Source organism: Rhizobium sp. AQ_MP, from assembly GCF_014237835.1.
Taxonomy (GTDB): domain Bacteria; phylum Pseudomonadota; class Alphaproteobacteria; order Rhizobiales; family Rhizobiaceae; genus Allorhizobium.
The window spans coordinates 1-406 of sequence record NZ_JACJVI010000078.1; the positions used below are offsets into that span (position 1 = coordinate 1).

Genomic DNA, 406 nt, shown 5'->3' on the forward strand with positions numbered 1-406 from the left:
GGGGCTGTAGCTCAGCTGGGAGAGCACCTGCTTTGCAAGCAGGGGGTCAGCGGTTCGATCCCGCTCAGCTCCACCAATGCACTTTGGTGTCGAGAGAGTGGAGATATCCTTTGAAGAAATAAAAGTTTGCATCACTCGAATGAGTGCTGCCTGTTCTGTCTACATTGTGAAGAGAAGATTGATCTGGAGGCTTCCAGGTATGGGGTTTTGCCCCATGTCCGAGCCCGATCCTGATGAACCTTGTGATGGCCTAGCCGGCCGGAACCTGGGGAAGGATCGGAGGTAGGTAGGAAGCCTGTCGCTCTGGTCGTTCGTTGTTGGTGACTTATGTCACCTCTGACGGATTGCTGATGATCGTTGCCTGACCGCGCGATCCCGGATTTAATCTCGAGAAGCTGGTCTTAAA

Annotated in this window: 1 tRNA gene; it reads left to right on the forward strand. The window is 53.4% G+C overall.

Features of this window, described 5'->3' with window-relative positions:
• Nucleotides 1-76 (forward strand) — tRNA-Ala (locus tag H6M51_RS24295).
• The last annotated feature ends 330 nt before the right edge of the window (nt 77-406 follow it).